The sequence below is a fragment of the Streptomyces sp. LUP47B genome (genome assembly GCF_001746295.1).
Classification (GTDB): domain Bacteria; phylum Actinomycetota; class Actinomycetes; order Streptomycetales; family Streptomycetaceae; genus Streptomyces.
Window position 1 is genome coordinate 133,153 of record NZ_MJAH01000009.1, and the last position, 20,256, is coordinate 153,408.

A 20,256-nucleotide genomic window follows, 5' to 3' on the forward strand; every position below is an offset into this window, starting at 1 on the left:
CGCTGAATCGTGGAGAACCTGATCGCGCTGCTCATCGCGGCGCCTCTGCTCGGAGCGGCGGTCCTGCTGACCGGCGGCCGGCGGCTGGACGCCGTCGGCCACTGGATCGGCACGATCCTCGCCGCCGCTTCCTTCGTGTTCGGCACCATCCTCTTCGCCGACCTGCTCGGCAAGAACGCCGAACACCGCACGCTCATCCAGCACCTGTGGACCTGGATCCCGGTCGAGGGCTTCCAGGCCGACGTCACCTTCCGCCTCGACCAGCTGTCGATGACGTTCGTGCTGCTGATCACCGGCGTCGGCTCGCTGATCCACCTGTACTCGATCGGGTACATGGAGCACGACGAGCGCCGCCGCCGCTTCTTCGGCTATCTCAACCTGTTCCTCGCGGCGATGCTGCTGCTCGTCCTCGCCGACAACTACCTGCTGCTGTACGTCGGCTGGGAAGGCGTCGGTCTCGCCTCCTACCTGCTGATCGGCTTCTGGCAGCACAAGCCCAGCGCGGCCACCGCGGCGAAGAAGGCCTTCCTGGTCAACCGCGTCGGCGACATGGGCCTGTCGATCGCGATCATGCTGATGTTCACGACGTTCGGCACCTTCGCCTTCGGTCCGGTCCTCGGCAGCCACGACAAGCCCGGACTCGTCGAGGGCGCCTCCGGGGCCACGCTCACAGGCATCGCCCTGATGCTGCTGCTGGCCGCCTGCGGCAAGTCCGCCCAGGTCCCGCTGCAGTCCTGGCTCGGGGACGCGATGGAGGGCCCGACTCCGGTCTCGGCCCTCATCCACGCGGCGACCATGGTGACCGCCGGCGTCTATCTGATCGTCCGCTCCGCCAACATCTTCAACCTCGCCCCCGACGCCCAGCTCGTCGTCACCGTCGTCGGGGCCGTCACGCTCCTGTTCGGTGCGATCGTCGGTTGCGCGAAGGACGACATCAAGAAGGCACTGGCCGGCTCGACCATGTCGCAGATCGGCTACATGGTCCTCGCCGCGGGCCTCGGCCCCATCGGCTACGTCTTCGCGATCATGCACCTGGTGACGCACGGCTTCTTCAAGGCCGGGCTCTTCCTCGGCGCCGGTTCGGTCATGCACGGCATGAACGACGAGGTCGACATGAGGAAGTACGGCGGCCTGCGCAAGTACATGCCGATCACCTTCGTCACCTTCGGCCTCGGCTACCTGGCCATCATCGGCTTCCCGGGCCTGTCCGGCTTCTTCTCCAAGGACAAGATCATCGAGGCGGCCTTCGCCAAGGGCGGCACCGAGGGCTGGATCCTCGGCGGCGCGGCCCTGCTGGGCGCGGCCATCACCGCCTTCTACATGACGCGCGTGATGCTGATGACGTTCTTCGGAGAGGAGCGCTGGAAGAACCAGCCCACCCGCTCTCCGGAGGCTCCGAGCGCGGAACCCGCCGCCGAGCACCACGGCGAACACGCCGAACCTCACCCGCACGAGTCCCCCAGGTCCATGACGATCCCGATGATCGTGCTGGCCTTCGGATCGGTCTTCGCCGGCGGCTTCTTCAGCATCGGCGACCGCTTCCTGCACTGGCTGGAGCCCATCACCGGGCACAGCGAGGGCGACTCCCCGCTCAGCGCGGCCACCGTCACCGGCGCGACCATGGTGTGCCTGGTGATCGGCGTCGCCATCGCCTGGGCCCAGTACGGCCGCAAACCCGTCCCGGCCGTCGCCCCGCGCGGGTCGCTGCTCACCCGGGCCGCCCGGCGCGACCTGCTCCAGGACGACTTCAACCACGTCGTCCTGGTCCGCGGCGGAGAGCACCTCACCCGCTCCCTGGTCTACGTCGACCACACCCTGGTCGACGGCGTGGTCAACGGCACGGCGGCCTCGGTCGGCGGCCTGTCCGGGCGGATGCGCAAGCTGCAGAACGGCTACGCGCGGTCGTACGCGGTCTCGATGTTCGGCGGCGCGGCGATCCTCGTTGCCGCGACCCTGCTGATGAGGGCGGTCTGATACCGATGTCCTTTCCTCTGCTGACAGCGACGGCGGCGCTCCCGGCGATCGGGGCGATCGCCACGGCCGCCGTGCCGGCCGCGCAACGCACCGCCGCCAAATGGCTGGCGCTGCTCGTCTCAGTCGCCACACTCGCCCTCGCGATCGCCGTCCTGGTCCGCTTCGACCCGGACGGCGCCCGCTACCAACTGACCGAATCTCACGCCTGGATCGCGGACTTCGGGGTCCGGTACGAACTGGGCGTGGACGGCATCGGAGTGGCGCTTCTCGCGCTGACCGCGCTGCTGATCCCGTTCATCATCCTGGCGGGCTGGCACGACGCCGACCCGCTGGAGACCGGAAGCAGGCGGTGGCGGCCGACGCAGGGCTTCTTCGCCCTCATCCTGGCCGTCGAGGCGATGGTGATCATCTCCTTCGAGGCCACCGACGTCTTTCTCTTCTACATCTTCTTCGAAGCCATGCTCATCCCGATGTACTTCCTCATCGGCGGCTTCGGGGACCGTGCCCACGCGGGCTCCGACGAGAAGGCGGCGGCCCAACGCTCGTACGCCGCGGTGAAGTTCCTCCTCTACAACCTGGTCGGCGGTCTGATCATGCTGGCCGCGGTGATCGGCCTCTACGTGGTCGCCGGGAACTTCAGCCTCCAGGAGATCGCCGCAGCGCGCGCCAACGGCACGCTGGACATGGCGACGAACACCGAACGCTGGCTGTTCCTCGGGTTCTTCTTCGCCTTCGCGGTGAAGGCGCCCCTGTGGCCGCTGCACACCTGGCTGCCCAACGCGATGGGCGAGGCCACCGCCCCGGTCGCCGTGCTCATCACGGCGGTCGTCGACAAGGTGGGCACCTTCGCGATGCTCCGCTTCTGCCTCCAGCTCTTCCCGGAGGCCAGCAAGTGGGCGACACCCGCGATCATGGTCCTGGCGGTGATCAGCATCATCTACGGGGCGCTGCTCGCGGTCGGCCAGCGGGACATCAAGCGGCTGGTGGCCTACGCGTCGATCTCGCACTTCGGCTTCATCATCATGGGAATCTTCGCGATGACCAGCCAGGGCCAGTCCGGCGCGACGCTCTACATGGTCAACCACGGGATCTCGACGGCCGCGCTGATGCTGGTGGCGGGCTTCCTGATCTCGCGGCGCGGCTCGCGGCTCATCTCCGACTACGGCGGAGTCCAGAAGGTCGCCCCGGTGCTCGCCGGCACCTTCCTGATCGGCGGCCTGGCGACCCTGTCCCTGCCGGGACTCGCGCCCTTCGTGAGTGAGTTCCTGGTCCTGGTCGGCACCTTCGCGCGCTACCCGGTGATCGGCATCATCGCGACGTTCGGCATCGTGCTCGCCGCGCTCTACACCCTCGTCCTCTACCAGCGGACGATGACGGGCCCCGTGAAGCCGGAGGTCTCCGCGATGCCCGACCTGCGCGCGCGTGAGCTCCTGGTCGTCGCCCCGCTCGTCGTCCTGTTGATCTTCCTGGGCGTCTACCCGAAGCCCGTCACGGACATCGTGAACCCGGCGGTGAAGTCGACCATGTCCGACGTACACAAGAAGGACCCCAAGCCCGAGGTGGAGGCGGCCAAGTGAGTGCGACAGCCGTCCACAGCCTGTGGACAACCGCGGCCGACCCGATCTCCAAGATCGACGCGCCGAAGATCGAATACGGGCAATTGTCGCCCACCCTGATCATCCTGGGCGCGGCGATCATCGGAGTGCTGGTCGAGGCGTTCGTCCCGCGCAAATCCCGTTACTACGCCCAGCTGTTCGTGTCCGTCGTGGCGCTGTGCGCCGCCTTCGCGGCGGTCGTCGCCCTCGCTTCCGACGGATACGCCTCCACCAAGGCGGGCATCGCGGCGATGGGCGCCATCGCCGTCGACGGACCGGCCCTGTTCCTCCAGGGCACGATCCTGCTGGCGGGCCTGGTCGGCCTGTTCACCTTCGCCGAGCGCCGGCTCGACCCCGAGACACACGGCAACCGCGTCGACTCGTTCGTCGCGCAGGCCGCGTCCGTGCCGGGCAGTGACAGTGAGAAGGCGGCCGTGAAGGCCGGGTTCACCACCACCGAGGTGTTCCCGCTGCTGCTCTTCGCGGTCGCGGGCATGCTGATCTTCCCGGCGGCCAACGACCTGCTGACGCTGTTCGTGGCCCTGGAGGTCTTCTCGCTCCCGCTGTACCTGCTGTGCGCGCTGGCCCGCCGCAAGCGGCTCATGTCGCAGGAGGCCGCGGTCAAGTACTTCCTGCTGGGCTCGTTCGCCTCCGCGTTCACCCTGTTCGGGATCGCGCTGCTGTACGGCTACGCGGGCTCGGTGTCGTACGGCACCATCGCGAAGGTCGTCGACGGCACGATCGCCACCGTGGACCCGGCGCTCGTGGACACCATGGGCAACGACGCGCTGCTGCTGATCGGCGCCGCGATGATCGTCATGGGCCTGCTGTTCAAGGTCGGCGCCGTCCCGTTCCACATGTGGACGCCGGACGTCTACCAGGGTGCGCCGACCCCGGTCACCGGCTTCATGGCGGCGGCGACCAAGGTGGCCGCGTTCGGCGCGCTGCTGCGTCTGCTGTACGTGGTCCTGCCGGGCCTGCGCTGGGACTGGCGGCCGGTGATGTGGGCCGTCGCGATCGTCACCATGCTCGGCGGTGCGATCGTCGCGATCACGCAGACCGACATCAAGCGGCTGCTGGCGTACTCGTCGATCGCGCACGCGGGATTCATCCTCGCGGGTGTCATCGCGACCACGCCGGACGGGGTGTCGTCCGTCCTTTTCTACCTGGCGGCGTACTCGTTCGTGACGATCGGCGCGTTCGCCGTGGTGACGCTGGTGCGCGACGCCGGCGGTGAGGCGACACACCTGTCCAAGTGGGCGGGACTGGGCCGCCGTTCGCCGCTGGTGGCCGCCGTGTTCGCGGTGTTCCTGCTGGCCTTCGCCGGAATCCCGCTGACCTCCGGCTTCGCCGGGAAGTTCGCCGTGTTCAAGGCGGCGGCGGAAGGCGGCGCGGCGCCGCTCGTCGTGGTCGGTGTGATCTCGTCGGCCATCGCCGCGTTCTTCTACATCCGGGTGATCGTCCTGATGTTCTTCAGCGAGCCGCGCCCGGAGGGGCCGACGGTCGCCGTGCCGTCACCGCTGACGATGACGGCGATCGCCGTCGGCGTGGCGGTCACGCTGGTGCTCGGTGTGGCGCCGCAGTACTTCCTGGACCTGGCGAACCAGGCGGGAGTGTTCGTGCGCTGATCCGAGGTGCCTGAACCGTGTTCATGCGGCGGGCCCCGGTTCCCTGCGAGGGAGCCGGGGCCGGTTGCGTACGGGGCCGCCAGTCCGTGGCCAGAGCGGGCCTCATATGACAGTGGCCGATCGAGTGGCCACGGAACGTCACCGGCCCGGCCTGTGGATAACTCCGACGCTGTCGGTCCCGGCACCTATCGTGGAGGCAGTGGTCGAGGGACGACGTACGGGGGACGGGACTATGCGCGGGATGGGCGGTATCAGCGAGATGCCAGGGATCACCGGGACACCGGACGCGAGCGACAGTGAGGCACTGGCCACGCTGCACCGGGTCTTCGGATACGACGCCTTCCGCGGCGAGCAGGAAGAGATCATCGAGCACGTGGTGGCCGGCGGCGACGCCGTCGTGCTCATGCCGACCGGCGGCGGCAAGTCGCTGTGCTACCAGATTCCGTCCCTGGTCAGGCCCGGCACGGGCATCGTCGTCTCACCGCTCATCGCGCTGATGCAGGACCAGGTGAACGCGCTCAGGGCGCTCGGCGTGCGCGCCGGGTTCATGAACTCCACACAGGACTTCGACGAGCGCCGCGTGGTGGAGGCCGAGTTCCTGGCCGGAGAGCTGGACCTGCTCTACCTCGCGCCGGAGCGGCTGAAGCTGGACGCTACCCAGGACCTGCTCTCCCGCGGCAAGATTGCCGTCTTCGCCATCGACGAGGCGCACTGCGTCTCCCAGTGGGGCCACGACTTCCGCCCCGACTATCTGACGCTGTCGGTGCTCGGCGAGCGCTGGCCCGACGTCCCGCGGATCGCCCTCACCGCGACGGCCACGCGGGCCACGCACCAGGAGATCACCCAGCGGCTGAACATGCCGACGGCCCGGCACTTCGAGGCGAGCTTCGACCGGCCCAACATCCAGTACCGGATCGTGCCGAAGGCCGACCCCAAGAAGCAGCTGCTGGCCTTCCTGCGCGAGGAGCACGCCGGCGACGCGGGCATCGTGTACTGCCTCTCCCGCAAGTCGGTGGAGGCCACGGCCGAGTTCCTCTCCCGCAACGGCATCGAGGCGGTCCCGTACCACGCGGGCCTGGACGCGGGCACCCGCGCCACCCACCAGTCCCGCTTCCTGCGCGAGGACGGCCTGATCGTGGTGGCGACCATCGCCTTCGGCATGGGCATCGACAAGCCGGACGTCCGCTTCGTCGCCCACCTCGACCTGCCCAAGTCGGTCGAGGGCTACTACCAGGAGACGGGCCGCGCGGGGCGTGACGGACTGGCCTCCACGGCCTGGATGGCCTACGGCCTCAACGACGTCATACAGCAGCGCAAGATGATCCAGTCGAGCGAGGGCGACGAGGCGTTCCGGCGCCGGGCCGCAGCCCACCTGGACTCGATGCTCGCGCTGTGCGAGACCGCGCAGTGCAGGCGCGGACAGCTCCTGAACTACTTCGGCCAGGACCCGGAGCCGACGGGCTGCGGCAACTGCGACACCTGCCTCACACCGCCGGAGACCTGGGACGGCACGGTCGCGGCCCAGAAGGTGCTCTCGACGATCGTCCGGCTTCAGCGGGAGCGGGGGCAGAAGTTCGGGGCGGTGCAGATCGTCGACATCCTGCTCGGCAAGCGCACCGCCAAGGTCATTCAGTTCGACCACGACCAGCTGTCGGTGTTCGGCATCGGCGAGGAGCTCTCCGAGGGCGAATGGCGAGGTGTCGTACGGCAGTTGCTGGCCCAGGGGCTGCTCGCGGTCGAGGGGGACTACGGCACGCTGGTGCTGACCGAGGCGAGCGGTGCGGTGCTGCGGCGGGAGCGGGAGGTGCCGCTGCGCAAGGAACCGAAGAAGCCGGTGAGCGCGAAGGGCTCCTCGTCCTCCGCCGGTCGGGGCAAGGCCAAGGCCGTGGTGGCCGAGCTGCCCGAGGCGCTGGTGCCGGCGTTCGAGGCACTGCGGGCCTGGCGCGCCGAGCAAGCCCGTGAGCAGGGCGTCCCGGCGTACGTCATCTTCCACGACGCCACGCTCAGGGAGATCGTCACGCTGTGGCCCACGTCCGTGACGCAGCTCGGAAGCATCGGCGGGGTCGGTGAGAAGAAGCTCGCCACGTACGGCGAGGGTGTGATCGAGGTACTCGCCGGACTGGCCGACGGCGGTGCGGAGTCAAAGACACCGGACCAGGCCGGCGACACGGATCCCGGCGCCGACCACTGGCCCGAGATGGACGCGGAGCCGGCGCCCGAGGACGACTGGATATAGCCGCCGCCGGGCACCGGCGCGGGGCGCGGCGGCGGCGTCGCGCAGGCCTTGCGTCACGTCACAAGGCGCGCGCCGCGCAGGCTTTGCGTCACGTCACAAGGCGCGCGCCGCGTACGCCCTGACGTCCGCGTCCGAGTCCGTCGTCGCCGTGGCCAGGGCCGCGCGGGCGTCGTCGGCGCTCGTGTGCCGGGTCAGGGCGAGGACGGCGGCCTTGCGGACGTCGGCGTTCGGGTCGGCAAGGGCCTTGGCGAGGGCGGGGACGGCCACCTCGGGATCGGCGGCGGACAGTGCCGTGGCGGCACCCGACCGGACCTGCCAGGCGGCGGCCGACAGGGCGGCGACGGCGCGGGTGGCGAGGGGCGCGGGACAGCCGGTGGTGCCCAACGCTGAGTAAGCGGCCCCCTGCACCAGGGCGTCGGGGTCCTCGCTGAGACGGGTCAAGGCGTCGAGGACGACGTCGAGCGGGCTTTCCGACGACACCGTGGCCAGTGCCTTGGCGATCGTCACGCGGACCTCGCGGGACGAGTCGGAGGTCGCCGCGTGGGCGAGTTCCACGGCGGCGTCCACGGAGACGAGGGCGCGGACGGCCTCGATGCGCACCGGGATGTCCGGGTCGGTGAGGGCCCCGGCGAACAGTTCCGTGTCGCCGAGGCGCAGGGCGCGCAGCACGTCCAGGGCGGCGGCGCGGACGACCGGGTCGGACTCGGCCAGGGCGGCGGCGAGCCCCTCGCGGAGGGCGGGCTCGGGCGGGAGCGTCTCGACGAGCTCGCGCAGGGACGCGGCCGCGGCGGCGCGGACGCCGGGGTCGTGGTCGGTGAGGGCCTTGGCGAGGACCGGTCCGGTCCCCGGTGGCGCGGTCTCCGTCAGGACGGTGACGGCGGTACGGCGGACAGCCGGCTCGGGATCGGACAAGTAGGTCCGGATGACGGCGAGTTCGGGTTCCTGCTCGGCGAGAGCGAGGAGTTCGAGCAGACGGGGCGAGACCGGGGCGGAGGACCCCGGGGCGACCGGGCCGTCCGTCACGGTGTCGGCAAGGGGACCGTCGGCGGCCGCCTCACCCGTCGCACCGAACTGTCCGACGGCGACCGGGGCCACCTCCCGCGCCCCCGCCGTCGCCACCACCTCGGCGTGCACCTCGCCGAGATGCCGGGACTCGCCGCCCACTGGGGTGAACTCGTCGATCGGGACCAGATAGGGAGCCACGGGACGGGCCGTGAACTCCATCGCACCGGAGGGGGACTTGTGCAGGTCGAGATGGTGGAACCAGGAGGCGTCGTCGCGCTGGGGGTGGTCGAGACGGTCGTGGTAGAGGCCCCAGCGGGACTCCGTGCGGGCGAGGGAGGCGCGCGCGGCCATCTCGGCGCAGTCGCGGATGAAGGAGACCTCGGCGCAGCGCATCAGCTCGTGCGCGGTGCGGGCGCCCATCGAGGCGATGTCGGTGCGCATCCGCTCGAAGGACTCCAGGGCCAGCGACAGCCGCGCCCCCGACTTCGGCGGGGCCACGTAGTCGTTCACGAAGCGGCGCAGCTTGTACTCGACCTGGGGCTGCGGCGGGCCGTCCGGGTTGCGCAGCGGACGGTAGATCAGCTCGTGCGCCTCGCGGAGCTGGTCGAGGGGCAACTCCCCTTCGTACGGCGCGTGCTGGGAGGCGTCCGCGCCCGCCAGGTCACCGAAGACGAACGCGCCGATCATGTAGTTGTGCGGGACGCAGGCCAGGTCGCCGGCGGCGTAGAGGCGGGGGACGGTCGTACGGGCGTGGTCGTCGACGCGGACGCCGGACGCCGAGTGGCCGCCGCACAGGCCGATCTCGGAGATGTGCATCTCGATGTCGTGGGTGCGGTAGTCATGACCGCGTCCCTCGTGGAACGTCCCTCGCGTGGGCCGTTCCGTGGAGTGCAGGATCGACTCCAGGGACGAGATCGACTCCTCGGGCAGGTGGCTCAGCTTCAGGTACACAGGCCCCCGGTCGGACGCGACCTCCGCCGCGAACTCAGCCATCATCTGGCCGGACCAGTAGTCGGAGTCGACGAAGCGCTCGCCGTGCCGGTTGACCTGGTAGCCGCCGAAGGGGTTGGCGACGTACGCGCAGGCGGGCCCGTTGTAGTCCTTGATCAGCGGGTTGATCTGGAAGCACTCGATGCCGGTGAGTTCGGCGCCCGCGTGGTAGGCCATGGCGTAGCCGTCGCCCGCGTTGGTCGGGTTCTCGTAGGTGCCGTACAGGTAGCCGGAGGCGGGCAGGCCCAGGCGGCCGCAGGCGCCGGTCGCCAGGATCACGGCGCCCGCGCGGACCGTGACGAACACGCCCGTGCGCGTGTTGAAACCGACCGCGCCCACCGCGCGCCCGTCCTCGGGAGCCGTCAGCACCCGCACCGGCATCACCCGGTTCTCGATGCGGATCCGCTCCCGCATCTCGCGCCGTCGCAGCTGCCGGTACAGGACCTTCTTGACGTCCTTGCCCTCCGGCATGGGCAGCACGTACGACCCGGAGCGATGGACCTGGCGGACCGCGTAGTCGCCGTGCTCGTCCTTCTCGAACTTCACGCCGTACGACTCCAGACGCTGCACCATGCCGAAGCCGCGGGTGGCGGTCTGGCGGACGGTGGACTGGTCGACGATGCCGTCGTTGGCGCGGGTGATCTCGGCGACGTAGTCGTCCGGTTCGGCGCGGCCGGGGATGACCGCGTTGTTGACGCCGTCCATGCCCATGGCGAGGGCGCCCGAGTGCCGGACATGGGCCTTCTCCAGCAGGATGACGTCCGCGCCGTGCTCGGCGGCGGTCAGGGCGGCCATGGTGCCGGCGGTGCCGCCGCCGATGACGAGGACGTCGCAGGTGAGTTCCTCGGCGTCGGTGAGCGCGGGGATCTCCAGGGGCGGGTTCACGGAGGTGGTCACCGGGGGGCCTTTCAGGTACCGAGCGAGGAGAGGACGTCGCGCCGCAGCGCCAGGTGGGCCGGGTCGTCGTGCGCCGTGCGATCACGCGGGCGGGGCACGTCGCGTACGGCGATCAGACGGCCGGAGCCGATGAGCGCGACCCGGTCGCCCAGGAAGAGGGCCTCGTCCACGTCGTGGGTGACGAAGACGACGGTGGCCCCGGTACCCCGCAGCACCTCGACGAGGAGGTCCTGCATTCCGGCGCGGGTCTGGGCGTCCAGGGCGCCGAAGGGTTCGTCCATGAGGACGGCGCGCGGCGCTCCCGCGAGGGCGCGGGCCAGCTGGGCGCGCTGGCGTTGTCCGCCGGAGACGCGGTGCGGCAACTGCCTGGCGTGGTCGGTGAGGCCGACGCGCTCCAGCCACGCCTCCGCCTGCCGCCTGCGCTCCGCACGCGGCAAGCCTTTGATGGCCAGGGGCAGTTCGACGTTCGCGTGCAGGGTGCGCCAGGGCAGGAGGGCGTCCTCCTGGAAGATGAGGGCGCGGTCTGCGGCGGGGCCCGTCAGTGGGCAGCCGTCCTGGCTGACCTCGCCGGCGAGCGGCGACAGCAGTCCCGCCAGTGTGCGCAGCAGCGTCGACTTGCCGCAGCCGGAGGGCCCGACGAGGGTCAGGATCTCGCCCGGAGCCACCACGAGGTCCACGCCGTCGAGCACGGGCACGTCGGGCCGCCCGAGGGCGGCGCCGCGCAGCGTCAGTGCCGCGCCGGTGCGGGCGGGCGAACGGACGTCAGACGAGCTGGTCATGGGGCACGTCCTCCCGAGTCGTGGGGGTCACCGGCACGGCGGCCGCGGCACGGTTCACCCGCCGCGGAGTCCGGCCGACGGCGACGTACGACGTTCTCGGCAGCCATCGGGTCAGACGGCGCCCCAGGAGTTCCACGGCCGTGGAGGTGAGCCAGCCGAGGACGCCGATGGTGACCATGCCGACGAAGACGCCCGCAAAGTCGACGACGGTGTAGTCCTGCCAGGTGCGGTAGCCGACGCCGTACTGGCCGGAGATCATCTCGGCGGAGATCACGCAGATCCACGAGACGCCGATGCCGACGGACAGGCCGCCGAAGATGCCCGGCAGGGCACCCGGCAGGACGACCGAGGCGAGGATCCGCCACCGGCCGCCGCCCATGGTCAGCACCGCCTCCTCCCACCCGGGGGTCAGCGCGCGGACCGCGTGCCGGGTGGAGACCAGGACGGGGAAGAAGGCGGCGGTGAAGGTGATGAAGACGATGCCCTGTTCGTTGGAGGGGAACAGCAGGATCGCGACGGGGACCAGGGCGATCGCCGGGATCGGGCGGACGACCTCGAGGACCGGGCCGAGCAGGTCCTCGGCGAGGCGGGAGCGCGCCACGAGCACGCCCGCCGCCACACCGAGCACCGCGGCCAGCAGGAAACCGGTGAGGATGCGGGTGAGGCTGTCGGTGAGGTCCGTCCAGTAGTCCGGGCCGGACAGCCGGTCGGCGAAGGTGCGGGCCACGTCGGCGACCGTGGGGAACTGCGAGAAGCGCAGCCACAGGTCGATGTCGAGGCTGGTCAGCAGCTGCCACACGCCGAGGGCGACGGCGAGCGAGGCCGCCCGCAGCGCGTACCGGCCGGCTTTCGGCAGGGGCCGGCTCACGACGCCTGCTCCAGTGCCTCGGCGTACGTGACGACGCGGGCACCGCCGTGCGCGGAGACGTAGGCCCGCGCGGTCTCCGGGGCGACGAAGGGCAGCAGCTTGTCGCCGTCGGCCACCCAGACCGCCTTGTCGGCGAACCAGAGGGTGCCGGTGGTGGCGTCGGGGACGTAGGCGGCGCGGAAGCCGTCCTTGTGGGCGGAGACGTACGCGAGGAGTTCGGCGGGCGTCTTGAAGCTCTGTGTACTGGAGGCGCCCTTGGGCCAGACCTCGCTCGCGGAGGCGGCGGGAGCGGCGGCGAGGCGCTTGGCGTAGCCCGCCCCGAGGGCCTTCTTGACGTACTGGTCGTCGACGAAGGAATCCACGTCGATGTCGCCGGTCAGCTTGGCCGCCTTCAGTACCGAGACGTCCTGCTTCAGCGCGGACACCAGCTGCGGCTTGACCGCCGGGTCGAAGGTCGCGATGCCGTGGGCGCCGTTGTAGAGGTAGACGACCTCGGCGGGCAGACCGGTGGCCTTCGCGACCGACTCGGCGGCGGCGACCGGGTGGTCGTCGAGGTAGTCGGTGGTCTCGGCCTGGGCCTTCAGGAACGCCTCCAGGACCGCCGGGCGCTTCTTGGCGAAGTCCTCGCGGGCGGTGACGCCGTGGAAGGTGGGCAGGTTCAGCTCGGCACCGTCGTACAGGGCCTTCGCCTTTCCCTGGTAGGCGAGCAGCCCGGGCCAGGCGACGAACTGGGAGAGCGCGTCCGTACTGCCCGCCGCTAGGGCCGAAGCACCCACCGCGGGCTGCTGGTTGAGCTTCTCGATGCCCTTGTCGGGGTCGATGCCGGCGCGCTGGAGGGCCCGTACGAGGGTGCCGTCGGCGGCGGAGCCGACGCTGGTGGAGACCTTCCTGCCCTTGAGGTCGGCGAGGGAGGCCAGTTTCGAGCCGGGGGAGGTGACGATGGTGTTGAGACTGCCGCGCAGGTTGTAGCCGGTGACCGAGACCAGGCGGGTGGGCTTGCCGAGCTGCTTGCCGCGGGCCGCGTTGATGAGGAGCGGGAAGTCGCCCATCGAGCCGATGTCGATCTTCCCGGCGGTCATCTGGGCGGTGATGGGGGCGCCGGTGGCGTAGTCCTGCCAGTCGACCTTGTAGGTGTGGCCGTCGTGGAGGGAGTTGAGCTGCTTCTCGAAGTAGCCGAGCGAGCGAAGCAGCGTTCCGGCCGTGACCGTGTTGATGGTCCTGGACTGGTAGCCGACGGTGACGGTGACCGTGGAACTGTCGCCCGCCTGGGCGCTGCCGCAGGCCGTCAGCGGCGCGAACAGCAGCAGTGCGGCGACAACCGGTTTGTGTTTCATGGGAGTTCAGGGCCTCTCACCGGAGCAGATAGGGCATGTTGACCGTGACGGCTCCGGTGGGACAGCGGGCCGCGCACGGGCCGCAGTACCAGCACTCGTCGACATGCATGTAGGCCTTGCCGCTGCTGGTGTCGATGGCCAGGGAGTCCAGCGGGCACATGTCCACGCAGAGGGTGCAGCCGTCGATGCACTTCGACTCGTCGATGGTCACGGGCACGTCGGCCCGCTGGGGCACCAAGGGCATGGCTGTCTCCAGGAAACGGCTCGGAAAGAGGTCAGAGGGAGCGGTGCAGCAGGCCGCTCATCGTGATGCGGTCGCCGCGGAAGCGGATGAACTCCAGGTCGACGGGGCGGCCGTCGGCGAGGTGGGTGAGGCGTTCCAGCATCAGGACGGCCGCGCCGCGCGGGGCTTCCAGTACGGCGGCGGAGTGGGCGTCCGCGTTCACCGCCTCCAGGGTGATCTCGGCGTGTCCGAGGCCCTGGCCGGTGATCGTCTCCAGGAGGCGGAAGACGTCGGTGTTCTCCAGGTCGGCGCCGAGCAGGGCGGTGCCGATGTCGAGGGGGATGTAGGTGAGGTCGAGGGAGAGGGGGAGGCCGTTCAGGCGGCGCAGGCGTTCGATGTAGAGGACGTCGGTGCCGGGGGAGATCTGGAGGCGCTGGGCCACCGGGTGGGGGGCGGGGGCCGGGCCCATGGTGCGGACCTCGTTGGTGACCGTGCCGTGCTCGTGCAGGGTTTCCGCGAGCCCCATCAGACGGTCCAGGCCATGGGGGTACTTCTGGCCCACGACCACGGTGCCGACGCCGGGGAGGCGTTCGACCAGGCCTTCGGCGCGGAGCAGGTCCAGGGCTTGGCGGACCGTGTTGCGGGAGGCGCGGTAGTCGGTGGCGAGGGTCGTCTCGTGGGGGAGGGTGCCGTCCTCGAAGCCGCCGGTCAGAAGCTGGTGGCGCAGGAGGTCGGCGAGTTGCCGGGCCTGGTCCGCACGCAGCCGGCGCCGGGCCCGGGCGGCGACGGTGGTCGCGCCTTGGCCGGCGTGGTCCCGGACACGGTCGGTGGATGGCATGGCTGGAACCATACCGAGCCGGTAGGAAAACCGGTGTTGCCGGATTGTTGCGCCACCTGACGCTCCAACGGATCGGCGCTGACCTGCGCATTCAGGTGCTGTGGGGCGACATGTGCCACCTGACGGTGAAAGCGGACGCGAGTCGACCTACTAGGGGGCGCGGGGCTGTATCGATGTGCGGCTCCGCCGCGTGGGCGCGACCAGCCCCCACCGGCCCGCAGCCGAGATGCGACCCCACGGCCCCCTACGCCAGCGCCGACAACCCCGGCCCAAAAACGATCAGCAACGGCAACAACGGCACCAGTGCAGCCGTCGCAGACGTAAGCGCCCGCTGCCGGCGCAGCAACCGCGGCGGCGGCTCCAGCAGACGGTCCACCCGCTCACCCAGCAACCGGTGACTGGAGGCGCACGACAGCACCCCCCGATGCTGGTTCAGCTCGATCAGCGCCAACGCCGTCGTCAGGTGACCGCACCGCCGCGACGCCGTGTCGTCCGCCGCCAGTTCCACCAAGCGGTGCGTCTGGTCGCAGAAGTGGGCGAAGAGCGGCACCCGCGGAAACCCCGTGGCCAGCGCGGTCGACAGATGGAGCAGCCAGTCGTGGCGGGCCCGCGCGTGTCCGCGCTCGTGGGTGAGGACGGCGTCCAGCTGGTGATCGGTCAGCCGGTGCAGCGCACCGGTCGTCACGATCAGCTGCGGCGGATTCCCCGGCATCCACCAGGCGTCCGGATACTCGTCCTCCAGCACCAGCAGCGGACCGCGCGCCACAGCACCCAGCCCGGCCGGCAGATCCGGCGCGCGCTCCCGAAGATGCTCACGGGCGAGCCCCTGGCGCCGGCGGGCCTCGACCAGTTCACGGGCCAGCATCGCCGTGGTCCACGCGGCCCCGCCCGCCAGCAGCAGGGTCAGGGCGACCGCCCAGGCCGGCGCCGCCGAGAGGTCGTACGCCGCCGTCACGGCCGGCGGCGCCGGGGCGAACACATGGTCGCGAACCGTGTGGAAGACCGCCGCCGCCCCCAGCACCAGCGCCGTCAGACAGCACAGCAGCACCGTGGCGACCAGGCACTGCCACACCCACAGCCCGACCACCGGTTCCCGTTCGGGCCACGCGGACCGGGTGAGCGCACGCGGCACCGGCACGGCGGCCGCTACGGCGACGGTGCTCAGCAGGAGCAGGCAGAGAGTCATGCCACGGGCTCCGCATCCTGATCGGAGACAGGGAAGGTGGGGCTGGGTGGTGAGGTGCTGCGGGGCGGTCGGTACGTCGTCCCACGTATGCCGCCCGTCGCCAGTATGCCGTGAGCGGACGCCCTGCGGCAGGACTCGAACAGCACCGGACGCCTCACACCTCCCCGGGCACCACCCGTCCCGTCACTTCCCCCAGCCCCACCCGGACCCCGCCCGGACCGGGAGCCCACGCCGACAGCGTCACCACGTCCCCGTCCTCCAGGAACGTCCGCTTGCCGTCGGGGAGTTCGAGCGCGTCCCGGCCGTTCCAGGTCAGCTCCAGCAGCGATCCCCGCTCACCCGCCGAGGGCCCGCTCACCGTTCCCGAGCCGTACAGGTCACCCGTCCTCAGCGACGCCCCGTTCACCGTCATGTGAGCCAGCTGCTGGGCCGCCGTCCAGTACATGGTGGAGAACGGCGGCTCCGACACCACATGGCCGTTGACCGCGACGGAGATCCGCAAGTCGTAGCCGCCCGGTTCCACGTCGGAAGCGGTGTCGTCCAGATACGGCAGCAGTTCGTGCGTCCGCTCCGGCGGGGCCACCCGCGCCTCCTCCAGCGCGTCCAGCGGGGTGATCCACGCCGACACCGACGTGGCGAAGGACTTGCCGAGGAACGGGCCGAGAGGGACGTACTCCCAGGCCTGGATGTCCCGCGCGGACCAGTCGTTGAGCAGACACAGCCCGAAGACGTGCTCCCGGAAGCCGTCGAGCCCGACCGGCCGGCCCAACTCCGAGGGCGTCCCGACCACGAAGCCGACCTCCGCCTCGATGTCGAGCCGCACGGACGGCCCGAAGACCGGAGAGGCGTCGGAGGGGGCCTTCCGCTGCCCCGACGGCCGTACGACATCCGTCCCCGACACCACCACCGTGCCCGCGCGGCCGTGGTACCCGATCGGCAGGTGCTTCCAGTTGGGGGTCAGGGAGTCGGCGGCGTCGGGCCGGAAGATCTGGCCGACGTTTCGCGCGTGGTTCTCGGAGGCGTAGAAGTCGACGTAGTCCGCGACCTCGAAGGGGAGATGGAGGTCGACCGACGACAGCGGGTGGAAGAAGCCCGCGACGGCCTCCTGGTGCGCCGGCACCGTCACCCACGCGGTGAGCGCGCGCCGCACGTCCGACCAGGCCGTACGGCCGGCGGCGAGGAGCGGGCCCAGGGAGGGCCGGGCGAGCAGGGAGACGTACGGGGAACCGAGGGCGGCGGCCGCCGCGCCCGCGTCGAGGACATGGTCACCGAGGCGGACGCCGACGGTCCGGTCGGACGAACCCGTCGGCGAGAACACTCCGTACGGAAGGTTGTGCGGACCGAAGGGGTCGCCCTCGGGCACGTCGAAGGGGACATCGAAGGGGGGCATGGGGTACTGCCTCACTCTCGCGCTGCCGTGCGGTGCAGGTGGTCGCGGCACACGTTACGGCCGAGTCGCCTGTCGCGGCAGTGCCTCAAGGGGCAGCGAGGTGACTAAAGAGTTCGCAATGTCCTGTTACGGGTCACTCGGAGGCTTCCATTCCGGCTTAGCGTCCTTTGCGAGTACGGACGGGATGGGTGGGATCGCGTCCGATGGGGGACGCGTGGGGGGACCGTGGCCAGGAGCGCGAGCAGTGTGCCATTCGAGGCCGATCGTGAGGTACCGGCCCTGATCGTCAAGTTCGGCGACTACCCGCTGCACCACGGCGGAGTCGGCGCGATCCGCAGTCTGGGCCGCCTCGGCGTGCCCATGTACGCCATCACGGAGGACCGCTACACGCCCGCGGCGGCCTCCCGGTACCTCACCCGCGCGTTCGTCTGGCCGACGACCGGCACCGAGGACCCGGGCAGGCTCATCGAGGGACTGATCAGGATCGGGCGCCGCATCGGCCGCCCCGCCGTCCTCGTACCGACCGACGAGGAGGCGGCGGTCCTGATCGCCGAGCACCAGAGCGACCTCCTCGGCCGCTTCCTCTTCCCGCGTGTGGAGCCCGGCCTGCCGCGCCGGCTGGCCAGCAAACAGGGCCTGCACGAACTGTGCCTGGAACACGGGATCGCGAGCCCCGAGGCCGCCTTCCCGCAGTCGTACGACGACATCGTGGACTTCGCCGAGAAGGCCCGTTTCCCCGTGGTGGCCAAGAACCGCGAGGCGTTCGTACGGCGCCGGCGCCCCGCCGTGGGTGGCACCACGCGTATCGCCACCCGTGAAGGGCTGCTCGCCCTCGCCCGTGACTGGGGCGAGCGGCCCGGGGTGATCCTCCAGGAGTACCTGCCGCGAGAGGAGGCCGAGGACTGGATCGTGCACGCCTACTTCGACCGCGACTCCACACCGCTGGCCCTGTTCACCGGCGTCAAGGTGCGCTCCTGGCCGCCGCACGCGGGCATGACGGCCAACGCGTACGTCGTCGACAACCCGGAACTCGCGGACCTCGCCGCCCGTTTCATCAAACAGATCGGCTACACCGGCATCATCGACCTCGACCTGCGCTTCGACCGGCGCGACGGTCAGTACAAACTGCTCGACTTCAACCCACGCATGGGCGCCCAGTTCCGGCTCTTCGAGAGCGAGTCGGCGGTGGACGTCGTCCGCGCCATGCACCTGGATCTGACCGGGCGTGCCGTTCCGGAGGGGGAACAGCGGGCCGGTCACCGCTATGTGGTGGAGAACATCGACCTGCCCGCCCTGCTCGCCTACCGCCGCAGCGGCTATACGACACCGCACGCGCCGAAGCGGCCCAGTGGGACCGAACTGGCCTGGTTCGCGGGTGACGACCCGCTGCCGTTCCTCACGATGCTCGGGCGCTTCGTGCGGCCGGGCGCCAAGCATCTCCGCCAGCTGTGGCGGGCCAACCGCCGCGGCAACGCGACCAGCTGAACAGCGGAACCACCACGAAGTGACGAAGTGACGTCCTGGGGAGGGACTTCGTGATCCATCCGGTAGCAGTCATCGGCGCCGGGCCCTTCGGCCTGTCGACCGCGGCCCATCTGCGGGCCCGCGGCATACCCGTACGCGTCTTCGGCGACCCCATGGTCAGCTGGCGCGACCACATGCCCGCGGGCATGCTCCTCAAGTCGACCCCTGCCGCCTCCAGCCTGGACGCGCCCCAGCACGGGCACACCCTCGTCGACTACTGCGACGCGGCGGGGATCCCCCGGCTGGTGACGGACGAGGACATCGTCCCCGTGGAGACCTTCATCGCCTACGGCCAGTGGTTCCAGCAGAAGCTGGTGCCCGAGCTGGAGCAGGTGCGGGTGGTGTCCGTGGACCGGAGCGAGCAGGGGGGTTTCCAGCTCAAGCTCGACTCGGGGGAGTCGTTCACCGCACGGGCGGTCGTCGTCGCCACCGGTCTGTCGGGGCTCTCCCACCTGCCCCCGGAGCTGGCCGCCGCCGCACCCGACGGACCCGCCCCGACCGGCCCGGTCTCCCACAGCTCCCAGCACCACGACCTCACCCGCTACTCCGGCAAGGAACTGATCGTCGTCGGCGCCGGCCAGTCGGCGCTGGAGACGGCCGCCCTGGCGGCGGAGGCGGGCGCGCAGGTCAGGGTGGTCGCCCGCGGCCATGGCAGCGTGGCCTTCGGCGCACCGCCGTGGAAGCAGCCCAGGCTGCGCCCCGAGTCGCCCTTCGGCCGGGCCTGGTCGCTGTGGGCCCTGACCTACTACCCGCACCCCTACCGCCATCTCCCGGCCGGCGCCCGCCACTTCCTGGTCCGACGGGTCCTCGGCCCGCTCGGCGCGTGGTGGCTGCGCGACCGCTTCGAGGGGAAGGTGCGGGTCACCGAGGTGGACCGCATCCTCAAGGCGGACACGTCACAGGGGCACCCGAGCCTGGAGGTCCGCACCGGCACCGGGACCACGGACCGCCTCGCCGCCGACCACGTCATCGCGGCCACCGGCTACCGCGTCGACCTCGCCGCGATGGACTTCCTCGGGCATGAACTGCGCACCGAACTCGCCGTCAGCCGGGGCACGCCCAGGCTCGGCGCCGGATACGTCTCCTCCGTACCGGGCCTGTATTTCACCGGCCTGCCGGCGGCGGCGTCCTACGGCCCGGTGATGCGCTTCGTGTGCGGCACCGAGTTCGCCTCCCCGAGGCTCGCCCGGCATTTGGCGGCGGCCCACGGCTAGTGCCTCGTCAGGCCAGAGAGGGTGCCCCACTCGGCGTGCAGGGCGAAAGCCCGAGTACGTCCAGTACGAGGACTTCTGCCCGGTACGCCGAGAGCACGCTCCCTCACGGCGTCGCTCCTCGACGGGCCGACGTCACCTGGCGGCGGCCCACAGCCGGCCTCACGACGTGCACACGTCCTTCAGCCGGTCGGCCGCCGCGTCGATCCTGCCGGTGTCCGGGTGGGTGTCTCCGTCCAGGACGGACGTGTTGTAGTCCTCGATCGCCTGGTCGAGGTCCTTGACGGCCTTGTCGACCTTGCTGCCGGCCGAGTCGTCGTGGGCCTTGTTGATCTCGTCGACGTTCTTGTCGATCGTGGCGATGGATTCGTCGGTCTTGGAGGGGTCCTTCACCGCGTCCCAGCCGGCCTCGTCGATGGCCTTGACGCTGTCGGCGATGGTGTCGGCGTTCGACACGCAGTCCAGGGAGTTGTCCACGTCGTCGGGGTCGCAGCCGGTGGCGAGGACGGCGGTGAGGGCGACGGCGGTCAGGGCGGTGGCGAAGGTGAGGCTACGGCGACGGCGCATGGCTGTGGCCA

Annotated in this window: 15 protein-coding genes; 6 read left to right on the forward strand and 9 right to left on the reverse strand. The window is 70.7% G+C overall.

Going from position 1 to position 20,256, the window contains the following annotated elements; genetic code table 11:
- The first annotated feature begins 9 nt into the window (after nt 1–9).
- From nuoL to recQ, 4 genes are all read left to right on the forward strand, one after another.
- Complete coding sequence (nuoL, locus tag BFN33_RS26880; RefSeq protein ID WP_069762742.1) at nt 10–1,974, forward strand: NADH-quinone oxidoreductase subunit L; 1,965 nt, start codon at nt 10–12, stop codon at nt 1,972–1,974.
- Nucleotides 1,975–1,979: 5 nt separating this feature from the next.
- Entirely contained in the window at nt 1,980–3,551 is a 1,572-nt protein-coding gene (locus BFN33_RS26885; protein WP_069762743.1) for an NADH-quinone oxidoreductase subunit M, read from the forward strand.
- Complete coding sequence (gene nuoN / locus BFN33_RS26890) at nt 3,548–5,197, forward strand: NADH-quinone oxidoreductase subunit NuoN (RefSeq protein WP_069762744.1); 1,650 nt, start codon at nt 3,548–3,550, stop codon at nt 5,195–5,197. Before BFN33_RS26885 ends, nuoN begins: the two co-directional genes overlap by 4 nt.
- Before the next feature lie 232 nt (nt 5,198–5,429).
- Nucleotides 5,430–7,433 carry a DNA helicase RecQ gene (recQ, locus tag BFN33_RS26895; protein WP_069762745.1) on the forward strand — a complete coding sequence of 668 codons (2,004 nt, stop codon included), beginning with the start codon at nt 5,430–5,432 and terminating at the stop codon, nt 7,431–7,433.
- 93 nt (nt 7,434–7,526) lie between these two features.
- On the opposite strand, the gene BFN33_RS26900 is transcribed toward recQ, so the two are convergent.
- From BFN33_RS26900 to fahA, 8 genes are all read right to left on the reverse strand, one after another.
- Nucleotides 7,527–10,325: a fumarate reductase/succinate dehydrogenase flavoprotein subunit gene (locus BFN33_RS26900; RefSeq protein ID WP_069762746.1), complete on the reverse strand. Its 2,799-nt coding sequence runs from the start codon at nt 10,323–10,325 to the stop codon at nt 7,527–7,529.
- 11 nt (nt 10,326–10,336) lie between these two features.
- Complete coding sequence (locus tag BFN33_RS26905) at nt 10,337–11,104, reverse strand: ABC transporter ATP-binding protein (RefSeq protein WP_069762747.1); 768 nt, start codon at nt 11,102–11,104, stop codon at nt 10,337–10,339.
- On the reverse strand, nt 11,088–11,972 hold the full coding sequence (locus BFN33_RS26910; RefSeq protein WP_069762748.1) for an ABC transporter permease: 885 nt from the start codon (nt 11,970–11,972) through the stop codon (nt 11,088–11,090). Before BFN33_RS26910 ends, BFN33_RS26905 begins: the two co-directional genes overlap by 17 nt.
- Nucleotides 11,969–13,306, reverse strand: a complete 1,338-nt coding sequence (locus tag BFN33_RS26915; protein ID WP_069762749.1) for an ABC transporter substrate-binding protein — start codon at nt 13,304–13,306, stop codon at nt 11,969–11,971. The genes BFN33_RS26910 and BFN33_RS26915 overlap by 4 nt, the downstream gene beginning before the upstream one ends.
- 16 nt (nt 13,307–13,322) lie before the next feature.
- Nucleotides 13,323–13,550, reverse strand: coding sequence for a ferredoxin family protein (locus BFN33_RS26920; RefSeq protein WP_053852588.1), 228 nt, complete (start codon nt 13,548–13,550; stop codon nt 13,323–13,325).
- A gap of 31 nt (nt 13,551–13,581) precedes the next feature.
- Nucleotides 13,582–14,367, reverse strand: coding sequence for a GntR family transcriptional regulator (locus tag BFN33_RS26925; protein ID WP_069762750.1), 786 nt, complete (start codon nt 14,365–14,367; stop codon nt 13,582–13,584).
- 244 nt (nt 14,368–14,611) lie between these two features.
- Nucleotides 14,612–15,553, reverse strand: a complete 942-nt coding sequence (locus BFN33_RS26930) for a M56 family metallopeptidase (protein ID WP_069762751.1) — start codon at nt 15,551–15,553, stop codon at nt 14,612–14,614.
- 154 nt (nt 15,554–15,707) lie between these two features.
- Nucleotides 15,708–16,943: a fumarylacetoacetase gene (fahA, locus tag BFN33_RS26935; protein WP_069762752.1), complete on the reverse strand. Its 1,236-nt coding sequence runs from the start codon at nt 16,941–16,943 to the stop codon at nt 15,708–15,710.
- Nucleotides 16,944–17,189: 246 nt separating this feature from the next.
- Between fahA and BFN33_RS26940 the strand changes: the two genes are divergently transcribed.
- On the forward strand, nt 17,190–18,428 hold the full coding sequence (locus BFN33_RS26940; protein ID WP_069762753.1) for an ATP-grasp domain-containing protein: 1,239 nt from the start codon (nt 17,190–17,192) through the stop codon (nt 18,426–18,428).
- Between the two features lie 50 nt (nt 18,429–18,478).
- Nucleotides 18,479–19,681, forward strand: coding sequence for an FAD-dependent oxidoreductase (locus BFN33_RS26945; protein ID WP_069762754.1), 1,203 nt, complete (start codon nt 18,479–18,481; stop codon nt 19,679–19,681).
- A 159-nt stretch (nt 19,682–19,840) separates the two neighbouring features.
- Here the strand turns inward: BFN33_RS26945 and BFN33_RS26950 are convergent, their stop codons facing one another.
- The gene (locus BFN33_RS26950) at nt 19,841–20,245 is read right to left on the reverse strand and encodes a hypothetical protein (RefSeq protein ID WP_069762755.1); all 405 of its coding nucleotides are present in this window, start codon (nt 20,243–20,245) and stop codon (nt 19,841–19,843) included.
- Nucleotides 20,246–20,256 lie beyond the last annotated feature (11 nt).